General features: G+C 64.6%; 19 protein-coding genes. 5 read left to right on the top strand and 14 right to left on the bottom strand.

Annotated features, from left to right (window positions below):
- The first annotated feature begins 31 nt into the window (after nt 1-31).
- Nucleotides 32-700 carry a lipopolysaccharide assembly protein LapB gene (locus Q6D67_RS07800; protein ID WP_304705031.1) on the top strand — a complete coding sequence of 223 codons (669 nt, stop codon included), beginning with the start codon at nt 32-34 and terminating at the stop codon, nt 698-700.
- Here Q6D67_RS07800 and Q6D67_RS07795 read toward each other — a convergent pair.
- The 11 genes from Q6D67_RS07795 to mpl all read right to left on the bottom strand — a co-directional run bounded on the left by Q6D67_RS07795 (nt 695) and on the right by mpl (nt 15216).
- Nucleotides 695-1873: an MFS transporter gene (locus Q6D67_RS07795; RefSeq protein WP_304705030.1), complete on the bottom strand. Its 1179-nt coding sequence runs from the start codon at nt 1871-1873 to the stop codon at nt 695-697. The genes Q6D67_RS07800 and Q6D67_RS07795 overlap by 6 nt on opposite strands.
- Before the next feature lie 16 nt (nt 1874-1889).
- On the bottom strand, nt 1890-3506 hold the full coding sequence (locus Q6D67_RS07790; protein ID WP_304705029.1) for a serine hydrolase: 1617 nt from the start codon (nt 3504-3506) through the stop codon (nt 1890-1892).
- Nucleotides 3484-5037: a sulfotransferase gene (locus Q6D67_RS07785; protein WP_304705028.1), complete on the bottom strand. Its 1554-nt coding sequence runs from the start codon at nt 5035-5037 to the stop codon at nt 3484-3486. Before Q6D67_RS07785 ends, Q6D67_RS07790 begins: the two co-directional genes overlap by 23 nt.
- A 46-nt stretch (nt 5038-5083) precedes the next feature.
- Nucleotides 5084-5866, bottom strand: a complete 783-nt coding sequence (locus Q6D67_RS07780) for a TonB-dependent receptor domain-containing protein (protein WP_304705099.1) — start codon at nt 5864-5866, stop codon at nt 5084-5086.
- Entirely contained in the window at nt 5752-7443 is a 1692-nt protein-coding gene (locus Q6D67_RS07775) for a TonB-dependent receptor (RefSeq protein WP_304705027.1), read from the bottom strand. Before Q6D67_RS07775 ends, Q6D67_RS07780 begins: the two co-directional genes overlap by 115 nt.
- Nucleotides 7444-7547: 104 nt before the next feature.
- Nucleotides 7548-8420 carry a carbon-nitrogen hydrolase family protein gene (locus tag Q6D67_RS07770; RefSeq protein ID WP_304705026.1) on the bottom strand — a complete coding sequence of 291 codons (873 nt, stop codon included), beginning with the start codon at nt 8418-8420 and terminating at the stop codon, nt 7548-7550.
- Between the two features lie 119 nt (nt 8421-8539).
- Nucleotides 8540-10345 (bottom strand): PLP-dependent aminotransferase family protein, encoded by a 1806-nt coding sequence (locus tag Q6D67_RS07765; RefSeq protein WP_304705025.1) that lies wholly within the window; start codon nt 10343-10345, stop codon nt 8540-8542.
- A gap of 24 nt (nt 10346-10369) precedes the next feature.
- Nucleotides 10370-10969, bottom strand: a complete 600-nt coding sequence (locus Q6D67_RS07760) for an LON peptidase substrate-binding domain-containing protein (RefSeq protein WP_304705024.1) — start codon at nt 10967-10969, stop codon at nt 10370-10372.
- Between the two features lie 13 nt (nt 10970-10982).
- On the bottom strand, nt 10983-11240 hold the full coding sequence (locus Q6D67_RS07755; RefSeq protein ID WP_370551934.1) for a YkgJ family cysteine cluster protein: 258 nt from the start codon (nt 11238-11240) through the stop codon (nt 10983-10985).
- Complete coding sequence (locus Q6D67_RS07750; protein WP_304705022.1) at nt 11240-13885, bottom strand: RND family transporter; 2646 nt, start codon at nt 13883-13885, stop codon at nt 11240-11242. The genes Q6D67_RS07755 and Q6D67_RS07750 overlap by 1 nt, the downstream gene beginning before the upstream one ends.
- Nucleotides 13885-15216: a UDP-N-acetylmuramate:L-alanyl-gamma-D-glutamyl-meso-diaminopimelate ligase gene (gene mpl / locus Q6D67_RS07745; protein ID WP_370551939.1), complete on the bottom strand. Its 1332-nt coding sequence runs from the start codon at nt 15214-15216 to the stop codon at nt 13885-13887. Before mpl ends, Q6D67_RS07750 begins: the two co-directional genes overlap by 1 nt.
- 218 nt (nt 15217-15434) lie before the next feature.
- Between mpl and Q6D67_RS07740 the strand changes: the two genes are divergently transcribed.
- Complete coding sequence (locus Q6D67_RS07740) at nt 15435-16697, top strand: 6-phosphofructokinase (RefSeq protein WP_304705020.1); 1263 nt, start codon at nt 15435-15437, stop codon at nt 16695-16697.
- A 56-nt stretch (nt 16698-16753) separates the two neighbouring features.
- A complete protein-coding gene (ppa, locus tag Q6D67_RS07735; protein WP_304705019.1) occupies nt 16754-17299 on the top strand; it encodes an inorganic diphosphatase in 546 nt (181 codons plus the stop codon).
- 71 nt (nt 17300-17370) lie between these two features.
- Here ppa and Q6D67_RS07730 read toward each other — a convergent pair whose 3' ends face one another.
- Genes Q6D67_RS07730 through Q6D67_RS07720 form a run of 3 tightly spaced genes read right to left on the bottom strand, consistent with a single transcriptional unit; the run spans nt 17371 to nt 19968 of the window.
- On the bottom strand, nt 17371-18072 hold the full coding sequence (locus tag Q6D67_RS07730) for a M15 family metallopeptidase (protein ID WP_304705018.1): 702 nt from the start codon (nt 18070-18072) through the stop codon (nt 17371-17373).
- Between the two features lie 16 nt (nt 18073-18088).
- The gene (sfsA, locus tag Q6D67_RS07725; protein ID WP_370551933.1) at nt 18089-18793 is read right to left on the bottom strand and encodes a DNA/RNA nuclease SfsA; all 705 of its coding nucleotides are present in this window, start codon (nt 18791-18793) and stop codon (nt 18089-18091) included.
- Nucleotides 18793-19968 carry a pyridoxal phosphate-dependent aminotransferase gene (locus Q6D67_RS07720; protein WP_304705017.1) on the bottom strand — a complete coding sequence of 392 codons (1176 nt, stop codon included), beginning with the start codon at nt 19966-19968 and terminating at the stop codon, nt 18793-18795. The genes sfsA and Q6D67_RS07720 overlap by 1 nt, the downstream gene beginning before the upstream one ends.
- Nucleotides 19969-20193: 225 nt before the next feature.
- Here Q6D67_RS07720 and dksA point away from each other — a divergent pair, with 225 nt between their 5' ends.
- Both dksA and gluQRS read left to right on the top strand, forming a co-directional pair.
- Complete coding sequence (gene dksA / locus Q6D67_RS07715) at nt 20194-20673, top strand: RNA polymerase-binding protein DksA (RefSeq protein WP_304705016.1); 480 nt, start codon at nt 20194-20196, stop codon at nt 20671-20673.
- A gap of 40 nt (nt 20674-20713) precedes the next feature.
- Nucleotides 20714-21604, top strand: coding sequence for a tRNA glutamyl-Q(34) synthetase GluQRS (gluQRS, locus tag Q6D67_RS07710; RefSeq protein ID WP_304705015.1), 891 nt, complete (start codon nt 20714-20716; stop codon nt 21602-21604).
- Nucleotides 21605-21627 lie beyond the last annotated feature (23 nt).

Raw genomic sequence — 21627 nt, 5'->3', positions numbered from 1 at the left:
ATACTGCAGTCAACTCGTCGGAGGATGCTGTATGAAGCTTTTGACTCAAACTCGCCGGTCCGGAATATTTACCCTGGCTTTGCTGTTGACCCCCTTGCTGGCACCTGTAGCGGCGATGGCAGCACCGGCAGCAGAAGTGGCTGCCGTCCGCGACCAGTGGGAGCAGATAAATTTTGTGGTTGCCGAGGCCGAGCGAGAGCAACACTTCGCGCAACTGGTCGACACCTGTGACTCGCTGCTGGCGGCACAGCCGGACGATCCACAGGCGTTGACCTGGTGCGGTATTGTGGAGTCGTCCTACGCCGGCGCCGCTGGCGGCCTGGGCGCACTCAAACACGCAAAGGCTGCACGCAAGCACTTCGAACGGGCGATCGGCATTGACCCTGTGGCCGTGAACGGCGCTGCCTTGACCAGTCTGGGCACTCTCTATGCCAGGGTTCCGGGCTGGCCAGTGGGATTCGGCAACGACAAGAAAGCGCGCCAGTACCTTGAGGATGGCCTGAAAGCCAATCCGGACGGGATGGATAGTAATTTTTTCATGGCTGAGTTTTTGGCGCATCGGGGCCACGACGAGGAGGCGAAGCGGTACCTGCAGCAAGCCCTGAAAGCGCCTCCGCGTCCCGGACGTGCCATCTCGGACACGGCGCGGCGCGAGGAAGTCGAAGCATTACTGGCAAAACTCGGGGGCGACGAATCATAGCCTGGCCTCGCGATCCAGCAGCCTGGCCGGGCGCATAATAACCACGGTGCACAGGACAAGCGCCAGAACCGCCGCGTTGATCACCAGGTCGTAGCGGTTGTCGCCGAGGAACAGGGCTGCCAGCAGCGGGCCGCTGGCCAGGCCCATCTTGGATGCGAAGCCGCCGAGTGACGCCATTTGTCCCACCGGATCGAAGTGGGCACACATGCCCAGCAAGTACGGAATGACAAACGCCCAGGTGATTCCCACGCCGCAGTTGGCCAGCAGGAAGGCCCAGGGCTGGCCACTCCAGTGCAGCAGGGCGGTGCCCAGCACGGTGAGACTCATACCCAGGAACAATGGCCACCAGCGGCCGTACTTCGTCGCCATGACCACCACCAGCCCGGCGCCGATAATTCCCACCCAGGCCGCCGCGCCCAGAGTCGGGCTGATAAAGGCCATGCTCAGGCCATAGTGCTTGCCCATGCCGATGATGAAGGCGTACAGACCCATGTTGGCGGCCTGAAACAGAAACAGGGCAATCAGCACTGCCAGCATCGGCGCCCAGCGGACAGCTGCAGGCGGGGGCGCACCGGCACTGGGCACCACTACCGGGTAGTCGTCGAGGAACGGCAGCATCGCGAGGGTCACCGCGCTGAAGGCAATCAGGGACAGGAACAGGGCGCTGGTACCAAACTCAGGCACCAGGGGCGGCAGCAGCATCACGCCCACACCGCCCAGCCCGAACTGGACCACCAGCAGATAGCCGAAGGTGCGATCCGGCTTCAGGGTACGGGCGATCACAGCGAAGCCGATACCGACCAACATGCCTCCGACCGCCCCGTGCAGGAAGCGCACGCCAACCAGCACCAGTGGCAGCCGCAGCAGGATGGACACAAGGTCCAGCAGGATCAGCGCCAGAAGCAACATGAAGGCGGCCCTGCGCCAGCGGATGCGGCGCACCAGGAATACCGCTGCCAGCGCCCCCAGGGCGGCACCGTAGACATTCGCGGATCCCACCAGCCCGGCTTCCCGGTTGGAAAAACCCAGCCCCTCCACCAGGCCGTCCACCAGAGCCGGCATGATGTTGACGTAGAACAATCCCGCCGTGGCCAGAAACGCCAGCGCAATGCGCGCCCACTCCCCGTGGGGTGAGAGGGTGCGGCGAGGTGCAGTAGCGATGGCTTGGCTCATGGCGGGTTCCGGAGAATTAACAGAGTGGACGTTGCTGATGCACGGCGGCAACCGCGGACAGCCAGCGGAATTCGTTGTTGTCACTGACGTAGTAGTAGAGGGATTGCTCATCCAGCAGGGCCAGGGTGATGCCGCCGTGGCCCGACAAGAACGGAATCCAGTACGGTTGCCTGCAGCCCAGTGCCGGTGCCGCGTTCAGCAACCAGAAGCCGTGCTGATAGCGCAGGCCCGCGGTTCCCGCCGCCACGCCGGGCAGTGTTCCCGCAGGGGTAATCGCTGCCCGCACCATGGCGGGGTCCAACAGCTCCGGTTGCCGGGCTTCAGCGGCCAGCCACAGCCCCAGCTGCAGGAAATCATCCGCCGTCAGCAGCTGGCCCCAGCCGCCGAACGGCTGCGCTGCCGCGTCCGCCGTGCGCCGGGTGAACGCCGCAAGCGGCCCCAGGGGCAGCTCCGACCAGGCCTCCCGGTACAGCAGATCGCTGTAGATGTCTGCCTGTTCGGCGCCCCGCAGTTCGCGCAGCAACGCCGTCATGGCGCTGACCAGGATGTAGGTGTCAGCGGTGTGGTACACCCAGCGCTCTCCCGCCGCTTCCCGGCGCGGATACGCAGCGCAGGCCCAGGCCAGTTTTGCCGCGTGACCCGGGGCCAGAAACAGGGGCGTGGCAATAGCGGCGTCCTCATCGGCAAAGTAAGCCGCGGAGTCATAGCGCCCGGTCTGCATGTTCAGCGCCTGCTGCAGCGTGACCTCATCCCAGCCCCTGCCACAGCCGGGCAGCAACTCGCCGATACTGCGCTGGCTGCTGCCCGGGGCCAGCCGTTCCAGGCGCATCAGAGCCACCCCGGCCAGCAGACTCTTGGACAGGGAAAATGCCGGCAGGGGCAGCTGCTCGCAGCGTCGCGCCGTACCCGCCGCGACAGCGCAGGCAGACTGATAGTGGCGCCCGTCCAGCAGTAACCCGGCCAGCGTGAGATGCTCCGGACTTACCCCTTCCGGCGGCGCCAGGGGGGCGGGATCAATACCGGTGTCGTGCTGCAATTGTTGCAGGCTGCGCACGGGAAAGCGCGGCTCATGAGCCGCCTCCACTGCCACCTCAGCCTGCCGCCAGCGGGCGCTGCCCTGAAAGCGCGCCCTGAATTTGAAGTACTCACAGGTCTGCCCGGTGATCTGCAGAGCGGCAGAGCCGACGCCGCTGGCCGGCAGGGTAACCGCAAGCTCACCGTAGTGAATACAGTTGGCACCCTGTTCCAGCAGATCCAGCGGCAGCGCGAGAGTCAGGTTACCGTGCGCATCGCGTTGCCAGCGGCCCTCTCCCGCCAAAGCCTGCCACAGCGGGTGAGACGCGGGCATGGGCAGGCGTTGGGCGGGTAATAGTACGCTGCCATCAGTGGCCAGTTGCAGCGCAAGGGGCGGCAGACGGTCCACCTCGCCGGCGAACTTCCCCCCCAGGTCGAGCCGGTCCACTTCGATCTCAAAGCTCTCCGCCACGCCCAACTGCAACTGCAATTCACCCTCGGGAGGGGCCGCCGCCAACACAGCGCAGGCGCAGAGGGCTGCCAGGAATGCCGCCAGGCACCGCAGGGCGGTCGCGCGGCAGCTCACGGTCCCGGCATCAATCACAGTCGATCCCCGCACGCTGCAACTGCTTGATCAGCGGTGACAACCCGGCGCTGTAGTGCCGCCAAAGATCCACCGAGCGGGTATGGACAGGCTCCCTGACCTGGGCCGCGCTGGCGGTGGCGACCGGCGCGGAGTTGGCGTGAAATGCCAGACAATCCGGTTCCCAGGGCAGGCCGCAGGCATCAAGCACCTGCCGAATTCCCGCCTCCGGCGCCGCCACCAGTGACTCGTAGTCGATATCCAGCCAGGCATCGGCGCCCAGCAGCTGACGCCAGTGAGTCAACAACCGGTGGTAGGCCAGATAGTAGCGGGCCAAGTCATCGAGATCGTAACTGAACGGGCAGGCCATGCGGAACAGGGTTTTGAACAGGGCGTGGCAGCTGGCGACAGGGTGGCGCCGCAGGTGCAGGATGCGGGCCCCGGGCAGTGCCGCCGCAATGATGCCGAGATAAAGGAGGTTGAGCGGTGTCTTGTCCACCAGATACGGCGCTTGCGCCCCATACTGAGCGGTGCTGGCGCGGTAGTCCCTACCCAGCGCCGCCAGGTCAGCCTGCGCTGCCTGCGCAATCAGTTCAGACCGGTTTGCGTGTGGGCCCGCTGCGCGCATCAGGGCCAGGGCGAGATCGTTGATTTCACCGAGGCTGGCCACCTGGCTGTGGCGCGCCAGCATCCGCTCCACCAGGGTGGTGCCGCTGCGCGGCAGGCCGAGCACGAATATCGGGCCCGGCTCCGGGTCGCCGCGCCGCTGCCGCTGCATCCAGGCTGCGTCGAAGTGCCGGGCGATATCCGCCATGGTCTGCTCGTCCCGCGCTACCCTGTAGCTCAGGCGCGCACGGCGGGCACGGGCGCCACGCTGCAGATAGTCCCAGGCCAGGGCATATTCAGCGCAATCCTCATGTTCCTTGGCCAGGGCGTAGCACAGCGGCGCCTCGTCCGCAGGCCCCGCCCGCAGGGCCCGGGTCATCTCGGCAATATGATTGTCATTTGCCCCCACCCGGCGCAGAGTGGCGCGATTGTAGTGGCTGTCCGCATCCAGCGGATCCTGCACCAGCACCCCGTTGAGTAGCTGCTCCGCCTCCCCACTGGCACCGGTCACCGCAAGGATATTGGCAAGGTTGGCCTGTGCCGCCGGATCCTCCGGTGCGAGTGCGGCCGCTCGACGGTAGGCCGCGAGAGCCGCGCTATAGTCTGTCGCCGAGAGGTAGAACTGACCGATTGCGGCCCAGTCAGCCGCCGCTCTCGCCAGGGGCTCCTGCGCCAGGACCAGGGCTTTGGCGCGCGCCAGCTGGCCCGCCAGCACCAGGGCTTCGGCGTAGGCGAGCTGGATGCCGATGTCGCCAGGCTCCAGCGCTGCCGCCCGCGCCGCTGCGCTGCACTGGCTGTTGTAATCGGCACTCGCCTGCGCCAGCTTCGCCGCCAGCAGCCAACCCCGGGCCCGCCGCGGTTGCGCGCGCAGGGCCTGTTGGCAGCGCAGTTGCGCCTGCTGCATATCGCCCCTGCGCAAGGCCGCCGCGGCCTGATCCAGCAGGTCGCCTTCCTGTTTCACGCCATGCCCCCTGTCCATGCCCAGGGCAGAGCCTAAACCAGGGCCGTCAGAAGCGATAGGTTGCAGCCAGACCAATGGTTCGCGGCAAGGAAATCACGTCCTTGGCCCCGTTGCCAAAGTAGTTCTGGTCGGGGTCGGTACCCATGTACTCTTCCTTGTAGATCCCGGTCACCCCTTCTTCATTGAACAGGTTCTTGGCGAACAGGCTGACATCCCAGGACGCTGTAGACACCCCGGTAGTCAGGTTCCAGAGCTGGAAGCCGTCCAGGGTTTCAGCGAAGCGCACTGACGGGCTGATGCTGTTCTCACTGGAGGACTGGTAATAGCCGTCTACCCGCGCGGTCCAGTTCATGTCCCCGGTGAGCGCCCGGGTATAGTTCAGCGTGAGGTTGGCGCTGTGCTCGGGCGCCCCCGGCAGGCGGGTTCCGTCGCTGGCCAACGCGGCGGTAATTGCCGGGTCCACCGACAGAAAATCCGCACTCAGCTCGGCATCCACATAGGCGTAACCCAGGGTATAGGTCAGCCCTTCCGCGAGCGGCCCGCTGACTTCCAGTTCCAGCCCGCGGCTGGTGGCCTCATCGCCATTCTGCACAGCGAAAAAGGCCCAGTTGGTGGTGGCGGAGTTCAGCTGCACATCCTCCCAGTCCACATAGAACAGGGCCGCCGTATAGCTGTGCTGGCCCCTGCTGCCCTTGATCCCCAGCTCGTAGTTGACTACCGAGTCGGCATCGTACAGCTGCCAGGCGGGATCCTCCGCAAACTCACCAACGGTGGGCACGGCATTGGCGCCGCCGCGGCGGTAACCTTCCGACACGGTACCGTAGACCAGCGTGCTGTCGTCCATGTCCCAGGACAGGTTGATCTTGAACAGGGTGTGTCGGAATCATCCTGGCTGAAGCTCGCCTCCGCCGAGGGCCGGAAGCCCTCATAGAAGCTGATCTGCTGGAAGGTATCGATCTCCGACTCGTTGTCGAAATAGCGGACGCCGCCGGTCAGGTGCACGGTATCCGTGAGGTGCCAGGTCAGCTCGCCGTAGAGCGAGATATCGCGGAAATCCTCGGTGCGCCGGTAGAGAAAGTCCTGGTCGTCGATCACCACACCGGGGCCAAAGGCCACGTCGGCCCAGTTCTTGAAACCCCGCAGGAAGCTGTCCTGCCCGGACTTGATGGTCTGGTCCTGGTAATAGGCGCCGACCAGGTAGTCAAAGGCACCTTCGGTGCTGGATACCAGCCGCAGTTCCTGGATAAAGCTCTCGTCGTCGTAGCTGCGCTCGGCAGTGGCCATGGGACGCGGGTAGTTGTAGTAGAACGCGGCAAGCCAGCCCAGCTGGGCGTAGAAACCGGTGTTTTCGCTGGTACCCTCACCGCTGTGCTCGTAGTGCGAGGTGCTGGAAGTCAGGGTGGCAAAGCCGAGATTGATGTCCGCCTCCAGGCTGACCAGGTCAATATCGCGGGACGATGGCTCGAGGGTCACAGCACCCAGTTCATTGTCATCATAGCGCTCGCCGGCCCCGTTGCTGCCGCTGGTGGTGCCACGGCGGCCACCGATGTCATCGGACTGGGTGTGATAGCTGAGGGTGGCATCGAGGCGATCACTGGGCTGGAACCGCAGGGCCGCCCGCGCAAACCAGATATCCACGTCGTCCGCGTCTTCCACATCGCGATAGACTGCATCCGGTGCCAGCACGCCGTTGGGTGCGACCGGCACGCCGGCGCTGTCGAGCACGTACACATTCTTGTAGTCGGTAATACCGTCATAGTCGTTCTGGCCGGCGATTACCCGCAGTGCCAGGGTGTCCGTCAGCGGCAGATTCAACATGGCATCCGTGGTCCAGTTCCAGCCGTCGGAGCCGTCTGTCTGGCTGAAACCCCCGGAGACCTTGCCGTTGAGTTCCTCGAACTCCGGCTCGCGCATGATGTAGCGCACGGTACCAGCGAGTGAACCGGAGCCGTAAAGCGTGCCCTGAGGGCCGCGCAGCACCTCCACTCGCTCAAGGTCCTTGAGCACGAAGTTGGCGAACACCGGGGTATCGTTGACATAGGTCGACACGGTGGGTGCCGATGCCACGGCGAAGTCCCCGACGATGGAACTGTCGACATTGAGCCCGCGGATGCGAATGGTGTTGACCGTACCCGAGTTGCGATAGCCGCGGTCAATGATCCCCACCCCGGCGATTGAGCGCAGCAATTCAGCCTGGTCAGTCATCTGCGCAGCCTCGATACTGGCGCCACTGACCGCGGATATATTGTAGGGAATATCGAGAATGGACTCATCACGGCGGGTTGCGGTGACCCTGACCTCCTCGAGTACCGCACCCTGCGCGAAACTGTAGTCCGGCACCAGCAGAGCGCTGCCCGCAGCCACTGCCAGAGAAAGCGTTTTCCTGCGTGTATTGAGTATTCTCATATTCCTGCCCCTCAGCTTGAATCGTGGCGGTAGTCCGCCCGCGTTATCTTCCGCCCCACGTTACGAGCCTGCAGCAGCAGGTCATAGGGCCAGTTCCGACTTGCCTATGGTTCCACTTCCGGGCCCGGCCCGCCGCGCGCCGGCACCCGCAGCTCCCCCAGAGCGTCCAGCGCCGGGCTGGCATGCCCCTCCCGATAGGGTGGGAACTGTACCGGGCTGTCGCGAAAACTTTTCAACACCTGCCCCAGCCCCATCAGCCCGCGCTCGCGGGTACGCCGGACCAGGCCGAAGTCCGCTTCGAAGGCGATAATTTCATGGCCAATACCCGCCTCGTGGATGACGTTGCCCTCCGGACCGCAGACGATGGAGCGGCCGTTGCCCAGCCGCCCGGCGACATTGATGTCGACGAAGTAGCATTGATTGATCGCCGCGTTGGTGCGGGCAATGGCGAGTTCCAGGTCCCGGTCGATGGTATTGGTCATCGTCGGGTGAATAATGACCTCGGCCCCCATCCAGGCCAGCGTGCGGGTGGTTTCCGGAAACCAGCCGTCGTAGCAGATGGAGACGCCCATCCGGCCGATGTCCGGAACGTCGAAGACCACGAATTCGGTGCCCGGGCTGACGCCCTGTTCATAGGGGTAGAACGGGAACATCTTGCGGTAGCGGGCCACCACTTCACCCGCCGGGTTGATGACCGGCAGGGTGTTGAAGATATCCTCACCGCTGCGCTCGAACAGCGTACCGGGCACCAGCCAGATACCGTGTTGCGCGGCCAGGCTGCAATACTGGGCCTCTATGTCGGAGGGCAGGGGCTGGGCGTGCCGGGGTTCCGGGCCCAGGGTTGCCAGCTCTCCCACCACGACCATCTGCACCCACGGAAAACGGGCCATGACCTTGTGTATCTCGGCATTGATACGGTAAAGGTTATCCTGGTTGGTCAGCTCCAGCTGTAAACCGGCGATCGCGAAGCGGGCCATCAACATCTCCTGCGGCAGTGTACGACTGACGGGGCGACAGAGCCCCGACACTGGCAATCAGGGTAGCGACGGCCGGCGGGCCGGGTTAGCGCCAGATCGGTGCTTTGGATGAGTCCAGATCAGGGGTCCGGCGCTGGCCACTGGATGTGTGCGGCATCCACCAGCTGCCGCTCGCGGTCAAACCACTTGATCTGGTTGCCGTCGATGACCACGTAAAGAGCCAGAGTCTTGCCATAGGACCACTGCTCCCAGCGGCGCAGCCAGAAATCCTCCTCGACCCACCACACGCCCTGATCACAGTCTTCACCGGCGTAGCCGGCCTGGCCGCTCATGGTGCCGTCCGGGTGCAGGCGGATTCTGGCCGGATCACCGTAGACCGTGGTGAAGTGCAGCTCCGCACCCGCCAGCCGGCTGCGCAGCAGGGCTCCGCTGACACGCTCGCCCCGGGCGTTGTCGAGGGTCTCCGCATGTGCCCCCGACAAGTCGCGAATCACCGCAGCCAGCTCGGCCATACCGGCGCGAATCTGGCTCTCGTCGAGGCTGGTCAGGCCGAGGCGAAAACAGTTCTCCGGGTGGCTGGCATCCTGATAGTAATGCCCGACCGGCTCCAGCAGGACACCGCGGCGACCGGCCTCCCGGGCCAGAATCCGGGCATCCAGCCAGTCGGGGCCGCTCACCCACAGGGCCGTACCCCCCTGGCTGGGCGCCGTCACCACCAGGTTCGGCAGATAGTGATTGAGGGCGTCCCGCAGGGCCAGCCAGCGCGAACGGAACACCGCGTCCAGACGCCGGTGAAAACTGTCGTAGTGCCCCAATGACAGGAAATAGGCCATGGCGCGCTGGTTATTCCGCGGCGGCGTGCCGAACAGGGTGCGGCGCAGCTGGCGCGCGGCCTGCACTGCCTCTGTCGGTGCCACAATGAAGGCCAGTTGCAGGCTGCCGGCGAGCACCTGGGCAAGGGACGACAGGTAGATCACCCGGCCACCGCTATCCATGCTCTGCAGCGCCGGATGCGGCTGGCCCAGATAGTTGGTCTCCGCCGCATGATCGTCCTCGATCACCAGGGCATCCAGCTCAGCGGCGTGGTTCAACAACGTCTGCCGTCGCGACATGCTCATGGTGATGCCGGTGGGCAGCTGATGGCTGGGCATGACCACGAACAGCGCGTGCCGGCCCGCTGTCGGCGGGACCATACCCTCCCCGTCGATCGCCCGGGAATCGAGGCGCGCACCCCGGTCCAACAGCAGAGTCCCCCATTCGGGAGAGCCGGGGTCTTCAATCGCAACCGTATCTCCCCGCGCAGCCAGCAGCCGCGCCAACAGGGCACGCGCTGCATGAATCCCGGGCATCACGATGATCTGCTCGTCCGCCGCCTGGATCCCGCGGGCGGGCAGCAACTGGGTGCGGATGGCCTCCAGCAACAGCGGGTCATCGGCGTCACCGCGATAGCGGCTCCAGGCGCTGACCTCGCCCACCCCCAGCGCCAGGCGACTGGCCTCGCGCCATTCATGCACCGGAAACAGGGCCTGATCGTAGTAGCCGTCAATAAAGGGATAGGGATAGCGCTGCCAGTCGGGTGGTGCCTGGAATGCCTTGCGTTCGGGCACCTGGCGCAGGCGCTGTCCCCAGTCGATAGCGCTGGCGGCTTGAGCCTGATTGCCAGGCTGACACCCGACCCGGCGCGCCAGCACCTCCTCATTGACGAAGATACCGCTGCGTTCCCGGGTCAGCAGATAGCCCTCGTCCATCAGTTGCTGGTAGGCCAGGACCACGGTATTGCGCGCGACGCCCAACTGGGCCGCCAGCTTGCGGGACGAGGGCAGGCGCCGGCCGGGCACCAGACTGCCCACCATGATCGCTTCCACGATTTTCTGGCGCAGCTGGCTTTGCAGGCTGAGTGGGCTGTCCGGGTCCAGGTAGAACATGGGCCTCTCCGCAGGGTGTCCGGCTCAGCCCTCGCCGCTGATCTCGCTGAGAATCAGGTCCAGCTGGTCCATCATTTCATCCACATCGTCGGCGTTCAGCAGCGAGTATTTCAGGGACTCCTCCAGCGGCAGGAGCTGGGCCAGGGAATAGCCCACTTGCCAGGCGTCCTCGAAGTCGATGTCGAGGCCCAGGCGGCGGACGTGTGGGTGCTGGCCGAGGCTTTCCAGAATGTCCCGCAGTGGGGACCACTCTTCGTCCAGGGCCGCGGCTTCAGGCATGGTCTCCAAAACCACATCGCCCAGCACCAGGCCGTTTTTCGCCACCCGGGTGTCGCTCAGGCGGAAGCGCTCGCCGCCCTGGATGGTGACGCCCAGCAGCCCGTTGGGCAGCTGGTCGAAATCGACGATACGGGCAACGGTACCGGTGTCACCCAGCTGTTGCTCGGAGCCCCGGGGCGCCACTTCCTCACCGCTCCGCAGCCACACCACACCGAAGCCGGAGCTGGTTTTCATGCAGTCGCGGATCAGGTCAAGATAACGCTGCTCGAATATCTGCAGGGGCATGCGGCCGTAGGGCAGCAGCACGGCAGAGAGTGGGAACAGGGGCATTTCTGTGGTCGACATGGGCAACTCCTGTTCAATCGGGACGGCTGAGGATCTCCAACTGCTGCAGGTTCACCAGCGCGGTGTCGCGATCATCTCCGCAAACAGCATACTCGGCCTGGAAATTGTTGCACACCGCTGGTCTGCGGATATCTCCGAAAAGTCCACAAAGGCGATCGCTGGTGAGGTGGATGCAGGTGACTCCGGCGGGCTTGCCCTGCGGCATGCCATAAAAGGCCGTGGAGATGGACGGCGCCACACAGCAGGCGCCACAGCCGGCCCGGCACTCCACTATCGGCTGCCCTCTGCCGAGGGCTCGCCCTCGGGGCCGAGCGGCCGCAGCACCAGAATCAGCTTGGGCAACAGCAGCAGGGCACCGACAACGGCCGCGATCATGGCCAGCACGGTCAGCAGGCCGAAATAGATGCTCGGCTTGAAATTCGACACGGTCAGCATGGAGAAGCCGATCACCACCGTTATCGTGGTGTAGTACATGGCCCGGCCGATGCTGTAATGGCAGCGGTGCATGGTGGCCAGATAATTGCGGTCCTTGGGAAACTCGCGCATGAACCGGTGCACATAATGGATACAGTCATCCACACCGATACCGACCACGATCGCGGCGATGGTAATGGTCATGATGTCCAGGGGAATGCCGGCCAGGCCCATCACCCCCAGCACCAGGCCGGCGGCTACAATGTTCGGGGCGAGCGCAATAAATGCCAGTGACAGGGAGCGGAACAAAAGCAGGAACATGGCGAGGATAGCCACAAAAACCACGCCCAGGGTAAGAATCTGGGACCTGAACAGGCTCTGCAGCACGTTATTGTACAGCACCAGCATGCCGGTGAACTGGATCTGTTCCGGCTCCAGGCCAGTCACTTCCACCAGCTCGTCGTGCAGCCGCTCCAGGAAGGCATTGCGCCGCAACTGCTCACTGGTTTCCATCACGCGCGCGGAGATGCGCGCCTGCTCCTGGTCCTCGGAGAAGTACGGTTCCACCATCAGTTCTGCGACATCCTGCGGCAAGCTCTTCTGCACCAGGGCCAGCTCCACGCTGCCGATATCATCGCCCAAAAGGTCCTTGATTACCGCGAAGGTGGTGGACAGGGACAGGACCTTGCCGGTCTCCTCCTGCTGGTCGACATGCCTGTGCGCCCGGTCGAGAATACGCATGCCCTCGAGGCTGAACCAGTAGCTGGGTGTGAAGCTGTCCTCGCCCGTGCTGAAGCTGTCGAAATCAGCGCTGAAGTCGTCGTCCCAACCGTCGTCGGCGAAGTCGTCGCTGGCAGCGTCTTCGCTGGCAAAGCCCTCGTCAGCCCCGAAGCCATCGTCCTCTGACAGAAACGGGTCATCCTCTGCAGGGGCGTCGGTGGCGGCGTCGAGATTCTCCAGGCCTGGCAGCGGTGCATCGCTGTCGGGTGGCGAGAGGATAATATCCAGCGGGATGGTCCCGCCGAGCCGGGAGTCCAGCAGCTCCATGCCCTGATAGATCTCGGTGGTTTCCTTGAAGTAGTCGATAAAACGGTTCTCTACCTGCAGGCGCGAGATACCCAGCACGGTCAGGCCGAGGATGACCGCGGTGCCCACCAGGATGGTCGTGCCGAAGTGCTCCGTAGCACGACCAAAGTAGACCGTCAGCGGCTGGTGTTCTTTTTTATAAACAAAGGGCCGCCCTTGCGGCCATACCTCGGTGAGGCAGGGCACCAGGACAAAGGCCAGCACCAGTGCCACCACGATACCCACGGTCATCATCCAGCCGAAATCGATGACCGGCTGGATCCCCGACACCACCAGGGACATGAAGGCGACAATGGTCGTGATCCCGGTGTAGACACAGGGTACCGCCATCAGCGCCACTGTCTGCAGGACACGATCGTGCACACTCCACTCGGGATGCTCGGCATGCAGTTCGCGGTAGCGCACCACCAGGTGGATAGCGATGGCGAGGCTGATGATGAGCAGCACCGCCACGAAGTTGGAGGAGATGACCGTCATCCGCCAGTCCAGGAACGCGAGCAGACCCAACATAACCGTAGAGGTCGCCACGCAGGTCGCCAGCGGAATCACGGTCCAGCGCACGCGGCGGAAAATGACCCCCAGTACCAGCAGCATCACTCCCAGGATCGCACTGCCAAACAACATCAGGTCGCTGCGTACAAAACTCACCATGTCGGCGGTGATCATCGGTACACCGCCGACGAAAATCCTGGCGTGGCTGCGATAGTCATCCGCGATACCACGCACCGACTGCACCAGCGCGCTCTGCGCCTCCAGTGCCTGCGCCGTGTGGGCCTTGAAGGCAGCCTCAACCTCCTCCAGCGATTGCGCCTCGGCGTCGGACAGTGTTCCCTCCGCGTCCTTCTGCCGCAGCCTGTCCCGCTTCTGCAGGAGTTCAAAGTAGCGCTCGTCCCGCTGCAGATTGACCTGCACGGCGGTGAGATCGCCTTCGCGACTGACTAACAGTTCAGCGTAAATAGGGCTGGTGGTGAATTCCTGCAGCGCCAGCTCACGGTCGATTCCCGGGTCTTTCAGGCTCGGCAGCGGCTCACCGGAGGTGATGTCGGACAGGCTGACCGGCGGGCTCTCCAGTAGCGGCACGTCCCACACGGTGACTACCGAGGACACCCCGGGCAGCTCGCGCAGTTCATCGGCCATCCGCCGCAGCGGCAGCAGTGACTCGTCGCTGAACAGGGGCGCCTGTGGCTGCCAGGTGAGCAGCATGAAATCCTCGGCGCTGTACTCCTCGGATACCTCGCGGAAAAAATCCAGGGCCGGGTCACCCTGCAACATCAAAGAGTCGGCGGAAGCGTCCAGCTTCAACTTGGGGAGCTGGCTGACACTGGCAATCAGCAGCAGCGCCACCAGCGCCAGCGAGACAAAGGGGCGCCGCAACACGAGGGCATCGTAAATTTTGAGTAAAGGGTGTGAAACCATCAGGAATTCGCCGCATTCAATTCGTCGAGCAGGATCTGGTGGATGCCACCGAAACCCCCGTTGCTCATGATGACGACCCGGTCACCGGGTCGCGCCTGTTGTGTGACCTGCCGTGCCAGCTGCCCGACATCGGTGCTGAGACTTGCCGGAACCGGACTGCCGGCAATCATCGCTTCCAGCGACCAGTTCATGCCCGCGGGCTGGAACCAGTACACCTGGTCGGCTTCACGGATGCACTCGGCCAATCGCGCCCTATGCTCACCCATACGCATGGTATTGGAGCGCGGCTCAATCAGGGCGATCACCCGCCCCTCGGGGCTGCTGGCGCGCAGGCCCTGCAGGGTCGTGGCAATCGCCGTGGGGTGGTGGGCAAAGTCGTCATAGACCGTTATCCCGCCAACCTGCCCCAGCAATTCCAGCCTGCGCTTGACGCCGCGAAACGCGCGCACTGCGGCGACCGCGTGTTCCAGCGGCACCCCCACGTGATGCGCGGCCGCGATCGCAGCCAGCGCATTCTCGGCGTTGTGCCGGCCCAGAAAGCCCCATTCGACATCACCGCTGCCACCGTCCGGCGCGGTCACAGTGAAACTGGCGGCACCGGCCGTCCGAAGTTCCCCGGCCCAGTCCGCTGCCACGCCAATACCGAAGCTCTGTGTCGGCGTCCAGCAACCCATTGCCAGGACTTCATCGATCGCCGCGACGCCCGGGGGATGAACCACCAGGCCCTCCCCCGGGACACAGCGCAGGAGATGGTGGAACTGGCGCTGGATTGCGGCCAGGTCGGGGAAGATATCCGCGTGGTCAAACTCCAGGTTGTTGACCACCAGCGTGCGCGGCCGGTAGTGGACGAACTTGGAGCGTTTGTCGAAAAAGGCCGTGTCGTACTCGTCAGCTTCCACCACAAAGAAGTCGCTGCCGCCGCGGCGGGCCGAGAGCCCGAAATTGGCCGGGACGCCACCGATCAGGAAGCCCGGGGCCATGCCGGCATACTCCAGGATCCACGCCAGCAGACTGCTGGCAGTGGTCTTGCCGTGGGTGCCGGCGACCGCCAACACCCACTTGTCCCGCAGCACGTTCTCCGCCAGCCACTGTGGGCCCGAGGTATAGGCAAGGCCGGCATTGAGCATGTATTCCACCGCCGGATTGCCGCGGGTCATGGCGTTACCCACCACCACGACGTCCGGCGCGGGCTGCAGGTGCGCGGCGACATAGCCCTCGGCCAGCGTAATACCCGCCGCCTCCAGCTGGGTGCTCATGGGCGGGTAGACGTTGGCGTCGGAGCCGGTCACCCGGTAGCCAAGCTCACGCGCCAGCAGGGCGATACCGCCCATGAAGGTACCGCAAATGCCGAGAATATGTATGTGGCCGTTCAAGGTTCGCTCCCTGTTGCGAAGGCGGCGAGTTTAGCACGCAGCTTCCGCAGGCCGCAGTAACCGGCGGTAATACTGCCCATCACCGTCTACAAGCTCGCTACTTTGACGTATCATTGTCCGCTCATAAAACGCCCCTGTGCCCAACCATCCGGGCCCCGGCCGGAGACGGACTTTTTATGCCAGCCAAAAACGCCTTTTACGCCCAGTCCGGTGGTGTCACCGCAGTTATCAATGCCTCTGCCTGTGGCGTCATTGAAACCGCCCGCGCTCACCGCGGCAAGATAGGCAAGGTCTACGCCGGCCGCAACGGCATCATCGGCGCCCTGCGCGAAGACCTGATCGACACCAGCAAGGAGAGCAAGACAGCAATTCACGGCTTGCTCAGCACCCCGGCCGGCGCCTTCGGCTCCTGTCGCCACAAGCTGAAGAACCCGCAGGAAAACCGGGCGGAATACGAGCGCCTGATCGAAGTGTTCAAAGCGCACAACATCGGCTACTTTTTCTATAACGGCGGCGGCGACTCCGCCGACACCTGCCTCAAGGTTTCCCAACTCAGTGAATCCATGGGCTATCCGCTACAGGCGATTCACATTCCCAAGACCATCGACAACGACCTGCCCCTGACCGACACCTGCCCGGGGTTTGGTTCGGTCGCCAAGTACGTTGCCATATCCACCCGGGAAGCGGCGCTGGACGTGGCGTCCATGTGCGCGACCTCGACCAAGGTGTTCATTCTCGAAGTGATGGGCCGCCACGCGGGCTGGATTGCGGCGGCAGCTGGGCTGGCCGCCGAGCAGGACGGAGATGCACCCCACATGATCCTGTTTCCGGAGGTGGCCTTTGACCGCAAGCGGTTCCTGGCCCGGGTCCAGCGCACGGTCAAACGTCACGGCTACTGCGTGATCGTCGCCTCGGAGGGGACCCAGGATGCCGAGGGCCGCTTCCTGTCCGAGTCCGGTCTCACCGACGCCTTTGGCCACAGCCAGCTCGGCGGGCTGGCCCCGGCGCTGGCCGATATGGTGAAGAGCGAACTGGGCTACAAGTACCACTGGGCGGTAGCCGACTACCTGCAGCGCTCCGCGCGCCACATCGCGTCCCAGACCGACGTCGACCAGGCCTACGCGGTCGGCAAGGCGGCGGTGGAGTTTGCCCTGCAGGGCAAGAACGCGGTCATGCCCGCGATCCAGCGCGGCAAGGGCAAGCGCTACAGCTGGCATATCGGCGAGGCGCCGCTACAGAATGTGGCCAACCGGGAGCGGAAAATGCCCCGGGATTTCATTTCCCGGGACGGGTTTGCCATCACCAAGAAAGCGCGCGACTACCTCGCGCCGCTGATCGTTGGCGAGGCCTATCCGCAGTACCGCAAGGGCCTGCCCGTCTATACCCGGCTGAAGCTGGTGGCGGTACCGCGCAAGCTGAAGACAGCGTTCAAGGTTTAGACATAGCCTGCTATACTCCGCGCCCCAAACAGCAACCCTTCATCACAGGAATACCCATGAGCCTTAACCTTGTGCCAGCCGGGAACAACATTCCCGACGAAATCAATGTCATTATCGAAGTCCCCGCCCACTCTGATCCTGTCAAGTACGAAGTGGATCACGAAAGCGGCGCCATCACCGTCGACCGCTTCATGACGGCGGCCATGTTCTATCCCTGCAACTACGGCTATATTCCCAACACCCTGGCCGACGACGGCGACCCGCTGGATGTGCTGGTGCATACTCCCCACAGGGTCATCAGCGGCTGCGTCATTCCCTGCCGCCCGGTAGGTATCCTGCACATGTCGGATGAGGCTGGCGGCGATGCCAAGCTGATCGCAGTTCCCACCAACAAGCTGAGCAAGGCCTCCAAGGACATCGTGGAAGCCACCGACCTGCCACCCCTGCTGCTGCAGCAGATCCAGCATTTCTTCGAACACTACAAGGATCTGGAACAGGGCAAGTGGGTCAAGATCGAAGGCTGGGGCACCGCCGACGAGGCGCGGCATGCCATCCTCGAAGCCGTGCGCAACTTCGACGAAACCTCCATGATCGAACGCTAGCCAGCTATCGGGGCCGGCCGCTGGTCGCGCCCCGCTCCTCAACACTCCCCGCTACTCCTCGCTACTCCTCGCTACTGCGCCGGACACCAGTCCAGCGGCACTTCCACATATTGCGCCAGCAGCTCTGGCAGCCTGACTTCCAGCTCCTTTCGCAGCAACAGCGGCTCCGAATCACAGTCCCAGCACATCCGCAGCAGATCTTCGCTTAGCCGCCCGGCGCAGGTGACCGCCAACGGTGCGTAGCTCAAGTGCCAGCGTTCAGGCGCCACCCCGCCGCGATCAACGCCATAGGGGCGGTAAAAACCGTGTGATTCTCCCGCGGCCATGCGCGCATCCAGCCAGCAATGCAGCGGGTCGAAGAGGCCGCCGGGCGCCACTTCCCGGGGGCTAAGCTGCGGCGCATAATCCGCTGCTACCGCCGCCGCATCGTAGACATCCAGATCCGTGCCCCAGTGGTGGCGGGAGGTCCCGGGCAATGCCGAGAACCGCAGTATCGCGCGAATGCGTTCGACGGCGGGCAGCGCCAGGATAGCGACCGGGTTGCCGGCATCGTTGTGCACCGGGCGCTCGCCCGCAGCCTTGCCATTCCAGATTACGCGCTGGCGCTCATAGGAGCGGTAGCTGCTGGCAACAGCCAGCTGGAATCCGGCGTCTGCGGCCGCCACCTGCAGGCGCGCGAATGCTGCCGCGGCCTCGGCTTGCAGCCGATGTCCGCCCGCCACTGCCACCAGGTGTGCAGCATCGCGGCCGGTGATCTGGTCGAGAGTCAGCATCGGCAGTATCCCGTATTCATACCGGGTCCAGGCTGAACGGCAGCGGCTGTTCCAGTACCAGTCCCGCCGGTGACACCGCAGCGCGCCAGGCCAGCACCTCGACTCCTGCAGCCTGCGCCGAGGCCAGGGCGTCGCGGTAGGCCGGGTCGATCTCCCCCGCCGCACTCACCCGGTTGATACCCGCATGCAATACACAGAAGAACAGTACACTGCGCGTCCCTGCATCCAGCACCTGCTGTAGTTCCAGCAGGTGCTTGCGCCCGCGCTCGCTGACCGCGTCCGGGAACAGTCCCTGGCCGCCTTCGCGGCACAGGGTAACCGATTTGACCTCGACGAAAACACGGCCCGCGGAACCGGTGAGCAGCAGGTCGGCGCGGCTGTTGGCGCCGTACCTGACCTCGCCGCGCAGGTCCGGGTAGCCTTCGAGGCCGGGGATACGCCCTGCCGCGAAGGCCTCGCGCACCACCTTGTTGGCCAGAGCGGAGTGAATGCAGGCCATGCCGCGGGAAGTCGCCACCAGCTCCCAGGTGTGCGCGTACTTGCGCTTCGGATCTTCCCTATGCGACAGCCAGACCGCGGCTCCCTCTTCGACACAGCCGGTCATGGCGCCGGTATTCGGGCAGTGGGCGGTGAGCACTGCGCCGTCGGCCAGCTCCACATCCGCCAGGAAACGTTTGTAGCGGCGCAGCAGGCGGCCTTCGAGCAACGGCCCGAACTGCATCAGGCCAGCACCCGGGCCAGCCGCGCCACCGCTTCCTCCAGCCGCTCCATGCTGGTGGCGTAGGAAAAGCGGATGTGCTCATTGGCGCGCACGTGGCCAAAATCGATGCCCGGCGTAAGCGCTACCCCGTGCTCCTCCAGCAGGCGCCAGCAGAATGCCTGGCTGTCGTCGGTAAAGCGGGATGCGTCGGCATAGATATAGAAGGCACCGTCCGGCCGGCAGGGAATGTCCAGCCCCAGGTTCGCCAGTGCCGGCAGCAGAAAATCCCGTCGCTGGCGGAAAATATCGCGGCGCTGGTCGAGGATCTCGCGGGTCGCCGGCTCGAAACAGGCCAGGGCGGCGTGCTGGGCCATGGTGGACATGGATATGAAGAGGTTCTGGGCCAGCTTTTCCAGCCCCGGAATCGCCGCCTCCGGTGCCACCAGCCAGCCCAGGCGCCAGCCTGTCATACCAAAATACTTGGAGAAGCTGTTGACCACAAATGCCTGCGGATCCACCTCCAGTACCGAGCGTGTGGGGCCGTCGTAGCCGAGGCCATGGTAGATCTCGTCGACGATGAGGTTACCGCCGCGGGCGCGTACCGCAGCCGCCAGCGAAGCCAACTCCGCCAGGCTGAGAGAGGTGCCGGTGGGATTGGCAGGCGAGGCCACCATGGCACCCACCGTGTTTGTGCGCCAATGCGCCGCAACCAGTTCCTCAGTAAGCTGGAACCGGGTACTGGCGTCCACCGGCACCAGCTGGCCGCGGCCTTCAACCAGGCGCATGAAATGCCGGTTGCAGGGATAGCCGGGATCCGTCAGCAGCATGCCATCGCCGGGGTTCAGCAGCAACGCGCTCAACAATAGCAGCGCACCGGAGGCGCCCGGAGTGACAAAGATACGCGAGGGCGCAATGTTCAGCCCGTATTCGGTTGCATAGTGTTGCGACAGCGCCTGCCGCAGGGCTGGCAAGCCAGCCGCCTGGGAGTAGTGGGTATGGCCGTCCGCAAGCGCCTGGCGGCCGGCCTCGACAATCGGTGCCGCAGTGGTAAAGTCGGGGGCACCCGCGGCCAGGTGGACGATGTCACGACCCGCGGCCGCCAGTTCCGTGGCCCGGTTCAGCACCTCGACCACGCGAAAGGGCTCAATGTCCGCAACCCGGTCGGCAAGGCGCAAGGCGCCCGGAGTGTCATGCATGAGAATCTTCCAGCAACAATAGTGCCGGTCATTCTAGCAACGCCCGGCCCCGCTTGTTAGCGCCAGCGCCGAGGTTACAACGGGGGCTTCGGTCGGCGTCGAATTTTGTGGCGAAGGCAGAGGATATCTGGTAGTTTCTCCGCGCTCAGCCGCAGGGCTCCGGGCCCTGCGCACTCACTCCGGTGGGTTTTTTTCATGTCACCCTATCCGTATGGGGCTACAGCGATGCCAAAAGCAGCAGAAATCAAGGCGCAAGCCAAAACCCGGGGCGCACCGCCGCCGGTTTCGACCACCGAGTTCAAGAACTTTGAGCCCTACAAGCCGAAGCGTGGCGAAGAGTACATGAGCGAAGGTCAGCGGGAGCACTTCCGCAAGATCCTGCGCAACTGGAAGTCGGAGTTGATGCAGGAAGTGGACCGGACCGTCACCCATATGAAAGACGAGGCCGCCAACTTTCCGGATCCGGCCGATCGCGCCACCCAGGAGGAAGAATTCAGCCTGGAACTGCGCACCCGTGACCGCGAACGCAAACTGATCAAGAAAATCGACGTCACCGTCGAGCGCATCAACCAGGACGATTACGGCTTCTGCGACGCCTGCGGCGTGGAGATCGGTATCAAGCGCCTGGAAGCACGCCCCACCGCCACCCTCTGCATCGACTGCAAAACACTCGATGAAATCAAGGAAAAACAGGAAAAGGGCTGAATCCCGTGGCGGCCGGTAGTGAAACCGCCCGCCTTTGCTGATGGCCCCGACCCGACCCGGAAACTACCGCGGGCGGTTTGCCCCGTCCCCCACCGGCCCGCTACACCTGGGCTCCCTGGTTGCCGCGCTGGCAAGCCTGCTCCACGCCCGCAGCGCCGGCGGTCTCTGGCTGCTGCGTATCGAGGACATCGACCCGCCCCGGGAGCAGCCCGGCGCCACCGCCGCTATCCTCCACAGCCTGGTACAGCACGGGCTGCAGTGGGATGGGGACATCCTCTGGCAGAGCCGACGCAGCGCCGCCTATGATGCCGCGCTGGCCGCACTGCGCAGTGGCGGCCACCTGTTCGCGTGTGCCTGCAGCCGGCGCGAGCTCGGGCCCGAGGGCAGCTGCCAGCGCGATTGCCGGAGTCGGCAGGCGGCCCCCGACGGCCCCAGCGCACTGCGGGTCGCGGTTCCCGCCGACTTCGAGAGCCAGTGGCTGGATCCCTGGCAGGGCCCCCAGCACTGGCCGCTGGGGCGGCAGCTCACGGATTTCGTGGTCCGCCGCAAGGACGGCCTCTACGCCTACCAACTGGCGGTCGTGGTGGACGACGCCTACCAGGAGATCACCGATGTCGTGCGCGGCGCCGACCTGCTGGATTCGACCCCGCGCCAGCACCTGTTGCAGCAGTTGCTGGGCTACCCGCGGCCACGCTACGCCCACATCCCGGTCCTTGCCGACAATGCGGGCCAGAAGCTCAGCAAGCAGAACCTGGCGCCGGCGCTGGACGATGCCGCGGCGCCGGACAATCTGCGTCTGGCCCTGCACTACCTCGGGCAGCCGGCACCGCCCGCCGGCGTCAACAACACCCGGGCACTGCTGGACTTTGCTGTGGCGCACTGGTCTCCTCTCAACCTGGTCCGGGCGCCGGCGGTGACCGCAGGGCATTGAGGCGCTTTACCCGCTGACAGTGC

Origin of the sequence: Haliea sp. E1-2-M8 (genome assembly GCF_030649675.1) — a bacterium.
In the GTDB taxonomy this organism is placed as follows: Bacteria; Pseudomonadota; Gammaproteobacteria; order Pseudomonadales; family Halieaceae; genus Haliea.
The sequence above is the reverse complement of the archived record's forward strand: the minus strand, read 5'-3'. Positions and strand labels throughout refer to the sequence as shown.